Source organism: Actinoplanes sandaracinus (assembly GCF_030009775.1).
GTDB lineage: Bacteria > Actinomycetota > Actinomycetes > Mycobacteriales > Micromonosporaceae > Actinoplanes > Actinoplanes sandaracinus.
In genome coordinates, this window is record NZ_JASCTH010000021.1 from 189341 (window position 1) to 198245 (window position 8905).

Sequence of the window (8905 nt, forward strand, 5' to 3'; positions counted from 1 at the left end):
TCTCCGCGGCGGCGCGCCGAGCCCTCGGCGACATCGATTGTCATGAGTCTGTGACCGAGACGTTAACATGCGAAGCACTGGAAATCTCGGCCAGATTCCGAAACTTTCGGCGGCGCTATGCCGACGGCATGCCGGGCCGGGATAAGCCCGGCCCGGCGATGCCGACTGTCAGCGGCAGGCGGATCCGTTGAGAGTGATCAGCTCCGGCGCCGGGCTGGGACCACCCGGGGTGGTGGCGTTGAATCCGAAATACACTGTCTGCCCCGGCTGGATGCGCCGATTGGGGGTGAGGTTCGTGGCGGCCACCGTCGCGCCCTCCTGCGTCGCCGCCACCGACCACGCCTCACGAACCTTCTGGCCGCCGAGGAAGGCGAACCGTGCGGTCCATCCGTCGATCGCCGCGGTGCCGGTGTTGGTCACGGTAACCTGGGCGGTGAAGCCGCCGTTGCCCTGCCACGGGCCGTAGTCGGTGTAAGTCGCGTCGCAGGTCACCCCGCCGGACGGTTGCCCCGTGCCCTGATCCGCGAGGAACGAGGCCACCCAGGCGAGCGCCGAGTTCCAGTTGATCGCCACCTCGTTCGTCGCGTACGACTCGATGTGGTCGACGTAGCAGAACATCGGCTCGCAGCCCTCCAGCAGATTCTTGGCGAACGGGTCGTCGAGGTTCGCGTTGGCGCCGCCGGCCAGTGAACCCGCCGGGGGATGCGGCGTGCTCGCGTCCGCCTGGTGGGCGAAGATCCGGCTGTGCTGGTTCTGCGAGGACTTCTCGCCCCAGCCGGTGACGTACGACTGGTTCAGCGCGTTGCGTCCGAAGACGTAGTCGACGCCCTGCAGCGCCCCGTCCCGGTACTTGACGTCGCCGGTCAGGTCGAACGCGGTGGCCAGTACCTGGACGTTGTTGAGGATGTTGCTGTTGGCGCCCCAGAAGTAGCCGCCCGCGTTGCCCGGCATGGGCAGTCCGTACGCCTGCGCCTTCAGGGTCGCGAGGTAGCGGTCGGCGGCGTCCGCGACCGACTGCCGGACGCGCTGCCGATCGGCGGCGGGAAACCGGTTGGGTACCGTGGCCAGGTCGAGCCGGCCGAGAGCGGCGGTGCTGCCCCAGCCGAAGCCGGTGGCGGCGAAGACGTCGCCCGTGTGGTGCGGGCTGGCCGTGAAGTCGTTCAGGAACGCCTGCTCGGCGGTGCTCAGGTACAGCTCGGCCGCGGCCCAATAGAACTCGTCGCTGACGTCGTTGTCGCCGTACCCGCCGCCACCGCCGCCGAGGTCCTGGGCGACCTTGGCCGGGTTCGCCTTCGCCGCGCTGTACGCCGTCCGCGCCGCGTTCAGGCAGCGCCCGGCGAACGCCGCGTCGTACGGCGCGAACAGCCGCGCGCACTGTGCCGCGGTCGCCGCCAGGTTGAGCGTGGCCGCCGTCGACACCGGGTGCAGTTCACGCTGCTCCGGGTCGTCCTCGGGCTGCATCGGGATACCGGTCCAGTTGGCGTCGTGCATCTTGTGGTGCGCCATCCCGGCGAACTGCTTACCGGCCAGCACCTGCATCCGCATCAGGAACTCCAGCTCCCAGCGGGCCTCGTCGAGGATGTCCGGCACCCGGTTGCCGCGCTCGGGCACCCGCAGTGTGCTGTCGGCCAGCGTGGCGCCGTGCCCGGCCGTGGCCGCGGTCTTCGTGCGCTCGAAGGTGCTCATCAGCTGCTGCACGGCTATGCCGCCGTTGACCACGTACTTGCCGTGGTCGCCCGCGTCGTACCAGCCACCGCGGACGTCCAACCGGTAGGCGCAGGAGCCGGCACGGCACGGCACGTCGGTGTCGCCGCGGTTCGGTGCGACGCCGAGATGCCCGGCGGGGCGGGCGTACTGTTCGCCGACCAGGTCACCGTCGATCTCTATGCCGCTGCGCTGGATGTAGAAGAACTGCAGGGCATCAGAGCGCAGCTGCTGGTAGACGGTGCCGGAGATGTCGAACGGGTGGCTGGTCTGCCCGTCGGCGACCAGTGTGTAACCGGCGCCGGCGGTGCGGAACGAACCGAAGTCGATGCTGTGCACGTTCTGCCCGGACGCCGCGTCCACGCCGCGCGGCGTGCTGGTGCCGTCGGCGACCACGTCCCCGCCGGCATTCTTGAGCTGCCAGGCCAGCGCCTCGGTGGCGGCGGTGACGACCGTCGCGTTCTTCGGTCCGGCGGGCAGATAGCCGACCTGGTTGACGCGGACCCGCGGTCCGGTCTCCGGCACGTAGGGCGGCTCCTCCTTGCCACCGACCAGGGAGACGTTGTCCAGGCAAATCGTGTACGCCGCCGCGCCGCCGCCCAGTTGGAAGGCGACCTGGCCCTCCGCCGTCTCGGCGGAGGCGGTGAAGGTGTACTCGAACCGCTGCGGGCTCGTGGTGAGTGCCACGTCACGGGACAGGAAGGAGGTGTACGGCTCCACGCCCAACTGCACGTTCGCGCGGACGGTTGCTCCCGGCGTGGCGGAGGCGTCGAACGCGAACGTGTACGTCGAGCCCGCCACCAGTGCGACCCCGTTCTGCCCGATCCCGGCATCCCAGGGGTTGGCCAGCCCACCCGGCACCGTCGAGCACAGCCGCCCGTCGTCCGCCCCGGTGGACGTGGTGCCGTACGAGTACCAGCCCGAGGTCCCCTCGGCGAAGTCCCCGTTCTCGATCTGTTCCGGGCCCCCCGGCGGCGCGGCCGAGTCGCTGGTGAGGCTCACGTCGTCGAGGCAGAACGTGAAGGCCTCGGCTCCGCCGCCGAGCTGGAAGGTCAGCGTGCCGTTGGGCGAGTCGAGGTCGGCAGTGAACTCGTACTCGAAGGTCTGTGCCGTGTCGGTGAGCGGGACGGCACGTGACAGCGCCGTGGTGTACGGCGCCTCGTTGAGCTGGACGTTGGCTCGGACGCTGACCGCCTCGCTGGCCGACGCGCGGAAGCTGAGGGCGTACCCGGCGCCGTCGATCAGCGGCACGTCATTGTGGCCGAGGCTGACGTCCCAGACGTTTGCCGTCCCGCCGGGAATCTCGGCGCACAGTCGGCCGTCGGTGACCGCCATGGGTGCGTTGTCGGTGGACCACCAGCCGGTGGCGCCCGTGGTGAAGGATCCGTTGGGGATGTGCTGGACCGGCTCGGCGGCGGCCGGGGCGGCCGCCAGAAGGGTCGACGCGAGGACGACGGTGGTCAGAGACGCGAGCGGCGCGGTGGTCCGCCGAGGTGGACGTGGATTCACGGGGGTCCTTCCGATGGTGGAGCAGACCGTTCGGGAGCGCTCCCATGAATCCCGATTTTCGCGGTGCTATTTATCACTGTCAATTGCCGTGAGGTCGTCGGATCTCCGCGGTCCGGCTGATCTGCCCGTTACCGGGACCGTCCGGTCCGGCCACCCGTCATCGGAGGGCCATGTCGAGCGGGCGGTCCAGCCGGCCGCCCGGGTTCCACGGCCCGCGGGGCGAGGGCAGTCTCCAGCGGCTCTATGCGTACAGGATGGTGAAGTAGGCCTGAGGCGCCGTGGCGACCTGGTAGAGGGAACTACCCAGCAGGACCAGGCTGATCACGAGCTCGGCGAGGACCCGCCGGAGAAGCTCGTGGCGGACCTTCGCATCGGTGGCGCGCCGCCGACGATGGTCGGTCCAGACCGGAACCGCGAAGGCGATCGCCGGTAGCGGCAGGTATGCCACGGTGATCAGTTCCAGCTCGACGCGGCCGACAGCGACGACGACGCCCAGCGCGGCGACCGCCATCAGGTAGACGATCAGCAGCGCCGGAGCCACCACCGGCAGGGCGCGGAGATGCGGGGGTGCGGACACGTTCTCTGCCATGCCGAGGTGTACGCCGTCAGGCCCCGGGCCGTTCGAGTACGAGGCCGACGGCGAGCCGCTCTGCGTGTGCCGCGTGTGGATGCACGGCGGAGTGCACCCGGCCAAGGTCCGCCCTGCCTTCGGCACCGCCAACATCGGATACGGCAATGAGGAGCACCCCGTTCTCTCGTACGAGGTGCTGCTGCATCCGTCGTCTCCCGCACCGCGGCCCGTCCGGCGTGCCGATGGAACCCACCTACGCCGATCTCGGCGCCGAACCGTCGCGCACCGGGAACGTGACGATCCTCGCCGTCGAGCGGTACTCAGCCGCCGGCGACCTCGCGCTGGAACGGCCGGCGAGGTCACCGGGAGGGCTGGCGCGGCGGGTGGCACCGCGGCGGGGACCTGCTCCTCGTGGTAGGTCTGCCCGGTCGTCCGGCCACCAGGTTGAGCTGGCGTGACGGTCGAGGCGACAACGGCACCGTGGCCTTCGGTGACGGCGGAGTCCTAGGAACCCGTCAGCGGTCCGGTGAGGGCCCCATCGGTCACCGCGGCCGTCCGGCGCAGAACGACTCCGGGTCGCGACCGACGATTCCACAATGGTCACGGTACGTTATGCGCATGCTCGGTGACGGCCCGCTTTGGAGTGCTAGGCATCACCTGAACTGCGTTTTTCCGTCAGGGCTCCGATGTCGTAACCTACGCAGCGTGATCTTCTTCGACGACTCGGACGCTGTCGCTGTCCAGGACACCCCGGCACTCTCGGCCCCCTTCGACCTCTGGACCGTCGCCGGGCGCCTCGTCGCCGGCGCCGGCGCCGCGACGCTGATGCTCGTCGCTGTCGCCGCCGCCGCCGTGGTGACCGCGGCCCTGATCTGACCGCCTGACCCGGTCTCCGGGAGGTCTTCGGTTTGCGTGGTCGGTAACCTCGGTCTTCCACTCGAGCCTCAGTCGATAGCCGCTGTTCGATGAATGCGATGCCGGCGAGGGCTGCACCGGTGTTGTCCAGGAAGCACAGCAGCGGGTGGTATCCGAACGTCTTCTTCCAGGTGCGGGTCGCTGATTCCTTCTCCGAGTGGCAGATCACGATGGTGGTTGATTCCGGCGTACGTCTAAACCGAGCCGGCCCGGCCTCGGCCGCCCGCCAGGCTCCCGCCACCGCCACCCGCTACGGCGGGGGAATCATCCTGGTTACCGGCCCGACCCACCAGCGACCGGTCCATTACAAGAAGGACACCGAGCCCCGCCGAACCGGGTTGACGACAAGCTCAGCCGGGGGAGGGGCGGAAGGTGATCGCGGCGCCGAAAGCCTCGCTGGCCGGCACGAGAATCTCTCTCGGGCGGGGCTTGGTGTGAGGCACCGCGGCTGCCCGCAGGTAATGCTCGGTTCGGGCGATGTCGTGTACGGCGATCGTGTATCCGATGAAGGCGGGCAGGGCCGGTGGACGCTCGTCGGGCAGGAGATCGGGCAGCGCGGAGGCGGCAACCAGGGTGACGGTCGCGTCATCGAGGTGGAAGGTCGCGGTGGGGCCGTTGCGGTGGGCGGTGCCGCCGAGGTACGCCTCGTATCGGCGCACGACCTCGGGCAGAGCGCCGTCAGGTACGCACAGCGTGCATCCGATCAGTTCGATGGCGCCGTTGGCGTGCTCAGGCCGCTGCTGCTGCTCGTCGACGGCGGTGTTCCCGGCGATGCCGAGCCTGCCCTCGGGCAGCCGGCCGGGTGGTGTACCCGGGTCGTCGCTGTTGATCTCCATGTAGCGGGCGGGAACCATCCGGGTGCCACCGGAGGTTTGGATCGGGCGCTGTATCGCGTGCACGCCGCCATGGCCGACCATTGCGGTGTCGAGCCGGGCCGCGGCGCGGTCGATGTCCGGCGAGTCGAGGATGAGGATGTGCATGCCTTGGAACCGGCCCAGGCAGGCGGCGAGGTTCGCGGCGGCGCCGCGAACGGCGGTCAGGAGCCCAGGCAGTTCGTCGTCGGGAACCTTGATGGGAATCAGGTGGGCATCGTCCGGGATCGGCTGGCCGTCCTGGACGACGGCCACGATCTCAACGAAGTTGCGGCGCAGGTGAATGTGGGTATTCGCCGCGCCGACCGGACCGGCGGGCTCTCCCGGGGCGGTCGGCAGCGTTGGATAGGCAGGCGGTGGCAGGGTGAACCCGAGCCGTCGATAGGCGCCGATGGCGGCGGTCATGTCCGCCACGACGAGGCCTACGTGGTGCAGGCCGCCGATGTCCTTGCCCATGCTTGTCACCTCTCGTCGGTCGATGCCTCGTAGGCGGCGCGGCGGTAGTCCTCGGTGTGCCGGTCGAAGATGGCGATGACCCGCGGCGCGGCGGCGGCGATCTGTGCCGATGGCGGCGGCTTCGCTGGTCCGAACGCGTGGCGCAGGGTGCCGGCCAGTTGGTCGGCCTTGTCCGGCAGGCCGAGGTGCGTCTCGGGGGAGAGGAGCGGGTCGATGCCGAAGAAGCCGAACACGACCGCGGGGAGGGTGTAATCCAGATCCTCCGGCCGCAGGTCCGCTCGGAGCAGACCGTTCTCGGCCAGGACGGCGAGGTATTCGCGGGAGGCCAGCAGCTTGGCGCTCTGCAGTGGCCGCCGGGCGGGGCTGGACAGGAACCGGCCCAGCACGTCGGTGTCGCGCGTGAAGATCGCGCGCAGAACCGGGCGCGACATCGCCTCCAGGAAGAATCGGCGCATGTACCGGTGGAGCGCGATCTCCTTCGGGTCTCCCCGCATGCCGGTCACCACCGTGCTGAGCATCGAGACCGCCTCACGTGCGCCCACGGCGAAGAACAACTGCTCACGGCTGCGCCAGTGCAGATAGACGGTGCCCTTGCCGACACCCGCGTGCCGGGCGATCTCGTCGATGGCCACCCGCCGATATCCCCAGCGCAGCAGCAAGTCCTTCGCCGCGTCGAGGATGCGGTCAGCGCGGTCGATCTGACCGGGTTGCGGCTCGCTCATCGCATCTCCTTTGACTGATGACCAGAATAGTGTTCTGGTCACGGCGCGCGCCATAGAGGGGCGCCGGCCAACGCCCCTCCATCGGCCGCAGCCGTGGGTCACGGAGCGTCCCGGCCATGTGCCCGAGCCGGTGAGCGTTCGTACCGAGTTGAGTGCGTTCGCCGCCCGCGACGGAAGCGATCAGCAGGAATCGCGGCGGCGGCTGGGTCACCCGCGAGGCCACCCAGCGGGGCCGGTTCCTCGAACAAATGGGTGACACCGTCATCCGGTTCGCGCAACCGCACCGGGCGTCCGCGGACCGCGGTCCCCGCCGGCGATGAAGGTCAGCGCCCCGTCGACCAGCCAGCAGCGTGAACTCGCCCAGGAGGTTCACGTCCTCAACGTAGAACAGGGCGCCGCCGGATCACGTCCGATGGAAACGTCAGCGCTGCTCGAGTAACAGCAAGCCGTTGTCTCCGGCCACGACCTGGCGGTCAGGCCGCGTCGTGCAGCGTCGCGGCGAGGCCGGGCAGGGCCGGCCCGCGAGCCGGTATCCGGTCGGCGCGCGCGGGGTCGGTGCGCCACAACGAACCGTCGGCGGCGCCCTGCGCGGTGGCGATCATCGAGGCGAACGCGGTGCGGATCTGGAACTCCACCCGGTCGTGCGGCAGCGCGGAGAGCTCCACCAACAGGGAGGCGCTGCCCAGGATCCCGTACCCGTTCCGGGCGATGCCCTCGTAGTCACCCCCCGGGTACCGGGTCACGTACGCGCCCGGGAATCGGGTCGTCGCCTCGTCGGTGCGCACCGCCAGCTGCCGTCCTGTGGTCACCGCGGCCGGCGTGACCAGCGCACTGGTCGGCCACAGCACCGACGCGGTGGTCTCCCGGCCGTCGGGCTGCTGGTAACGCCCCTGCATGTGGTAGTCGACCACGATCCGCGGTTCGGTCCGGTGCCACCACCGCAGGACCGCTCGGGCCTCCGGCACCGGATTGTCCCCGGTCGGCGTCAGCGGATTGTGGTAGCGGTTGATGTCGTAGCCGACGCCCGGTTCGGCGTACTCGCCGGAGGCGCTCGGGTCGTGGTTCCAGCGTTGGTCACGGACGGCGCCGTCGGGGTTTGCCTGCACCACGACGTCGATCGTGACCCGGCTCCGTAGCGCCCGGTGCCAGGCACTGTCCGGCACGCCGAGGGCCCACAGCGCCCGGATCGCGGCCGGGGTGCCGAGCGGCTCGTCGCCGTGCTGCTGGGTCACGTAGAGCAGCCGGGTGGGGCCGTGGCCGACGGTGGCGAGGCGTAGGGCCCGGCCCTCGTTGCTGCGGCCGATGACGCCGAGGCGCACCCGGCCGGCGCTGTCGCGGGCGACGCGGGCCAGTGCCCGACGCACGTCGCCCGGGCTGGGCTGCGACGGGACGAGCCGCGACGGCACGAGCGTGACCAGTTGTTCGGGGGTCACAGGCGGTGCGGCGGCCGGTGGGGTGGCCGCTGCGGCGGGCGGGGCGAGCAGGCCGGCGCCGAGCAGAGCGGTGGTGACCAGGGCGGCGAGCGTGGATCTCACGGCGGCTCCCGTATCGTCGAACATCGATGTCTGTGACACCGTACCGCGCCGTTCGGCGCCCCGGCCGGACCGCCCCGGCTCCCATTCCCCTTGGGTGGCGTCACCGCCGCGGCCGGCGACATGCCTCGCCGGGCCCGGGGCGACGCCCCGGTCAGATGGTGGTGGTGAGGGCGGCGAGTGCCACCAGCGGGGGTACGGCCTAGACCGCGGCGGCCGGGCGAAGCGACGGTCGGTGGCCAGCAGCACCGTGCCGGCGCCGGCCATGCAGAGGCTGGCGAAGCCGATCGGCAGGTGCGACTCTGGGTCGAACAACGTCCGGCCGCGTGGTGAGGCGTAGGGCGGGAATGTGCCCGATCTGGCTGTTGTCGACCTTGCCCGCAGCGCCGGAACACTGCTGCCTGGCGTCAGTGGGCCCGCACGTCCGCGTCCGGGGACAGGCTCCAGGCGGGCGGGAATCCGGGCGGCTGCGCCGTGCCGGCGGGCAGTACCAGCTGGATCCGGTCCAGCTGGTCCGCGGGCAGCACGTCGAGCAGGTGCCGCACCGCCGGCCACACCTCCACCGCCGGTGGTGCTCCCGGCGCGCCGACCAGAAGCAGGAGGCGGTCGGGATCCGCGGGGATC

Annotated in this window: 8 protein-coding genes and 1 pseudogene; 3 read left to right on the forward strand and 6 right to left on the reverse strand. The window is 70.6% G+C overall.

What is annotated here, in order from left to right; all coding sequences use genetic code 11:
- Positions 1 to 168: 168 nt before the first annotated feature.
- Positions 169 to 3213, reverse strand: a complete 3045-nt coding sequence (locus QLQ12_RS29700; protein WP_282763882.1) for a glycoside hydrolase family 9 protein — start codon at positions 3211 to 3213, stop codon at positions 169 to 171.
- Between the two features lie 241 nt (positions 3214 to 3454).
- Positions 3455 to 3802 carry a hypothetical protein gene (locus tag QLQ12_RS29705; protein ID WP_282763883.1) on the reverse strand — a complete coding sequence of 116 codons (348 nt, stop codon included), beginning with the start codon at positions 3800 to 3802 and terminating at the stop codon, positions 3455 to 3457.
- Here QLQ12_RS29705 and QLQ12_RS47160 point away from each other — a divergent pair.
- The 3 genes and pseudogenes from QLQ12_RS47160 (at position 3801) to QLQ12_RS29710 (ending at position 4660) form a co-directional block, all read left to right on the forward strand.
- Positions 3801 to 4202 carry a DM9 repeat-containing protein gene (locus tag QLQ12_RS47160; protein ID WP_407651620.1) on the forward strand — a complete coding sequence of 134 codons (402 nt, stop codon included), beginning with the start codon at positions 3801 to 3803 and terminating at the stop codon, positions 4200 to 4202. The genes QLQ12_RS29705 and QLQ12_RS47160 overlap by 2 nt on opposite strands.
- A pseudogene (locus QLQ12_RS47165) lies at positions 4163 to 4330 on the forward strand (hypothetical protein); the annotation flags it as partial. The gene QLQ12_RS47160 and the pseudogene QLQ12_RS47165, both read left to right, overlap by 40 nt.
- Positions 4331 to 4489: 159 nt before the next feature.
- Positions 4490 to 4660, forward strand: coding sequence for a hypothetical protein (locus QLQ12_RS29710; RefSeq protein ID WP_282763895.1), 171 nt, complete (start codon positions 4490 to 4492; stop codon positions 4658 to 4660).
- A gap of 389 nt (positions 4661 to 5049) precedes the next feature.
- On the opposite strand, the gene QLQ12_RS29715 is transcribed toward QLQ12_RS29710, so the two are convergent.
- The 4 genes from QLQ12_RS29715 to QLQ12_RS29730 form a co-directional block, all read right to left on the reverse strand.
- Complete coding sequence (locus tag QLQ12_RS29715) at positions 5050 to 6027, reverse strand: VOC family protein (protein WP_282763884.1); 978 nt, start codon at positions 6025 to 6027, stop codon at positions 5050 to 5052.
- A 5-nt stretch (positions 6028 to 6032) separates the two neighbouring features.
- Entirely contained in the window at positions 6033 to 6749 is a 717-nt protein-coding gene (locus QLQ12_RS29720; RefSeq protein WP_282763886.1) for a TetR/AcrR family transcriptional regulator, read from the reverse strand.
- A gap of 473 nt (positions 6750 to 7222) precedes the next feature.
- Positions 7223 to 8284, reverse strand: a complete 1062-nt coding sequence (locus QLQ12_RS29725; protein ID WP_282763887.1) for a M14 family zinc carboxypeptidase — start codon at positions 8282 to 8284, stop codon at positions 7223 to 7225.
- A 404-nt stretch (positions 8285 to 8688) separates the two neighbouring features.
- A partial coding sequence (locus tag QLQ12_RS29730; RefSeq protein ID WP_282763888.1) for a hypothetical protein occupies positions 8689 to 8905 on the reverse strand: 217 nt, incomplete at its 5' end.

What these genes read in the sequence shown, in the direction of transcription:
- QLQ12_RS29715 (WP_282763884.1), bottom strand. Translation starts at nt 6,027, where the DNA reads ATGGGCAAGGACATCGGCGGCCTGCACCACGTAGGCCTCGTCGTGGCG.
- QLQ12_RS29720 (WP_282763886.1), bottom strand. Translation starts at nt 6,749, where the DNA reads ATGAGCGAGCCGCAACCCGGTCAGATCGACCGCGCTGACCGCATCCTC.
- QLQ12_RS47160 (WP_407651620.1), top strand. Translation starts at nt 3,801, where the DNA reads ATGCCGAGGTGTACGCCGTCAGGCCCCGGGCCGTTCGAGTACGAGGCC.
- QLQ12_RS29705 (WP_282763883.1), bottom strand. Translation starts at nt 3,802, where the DNA reads ATGGCAGAGAACGTGTCCGCACCCCCGCATCTCCGCGCCCTGCCGGTG.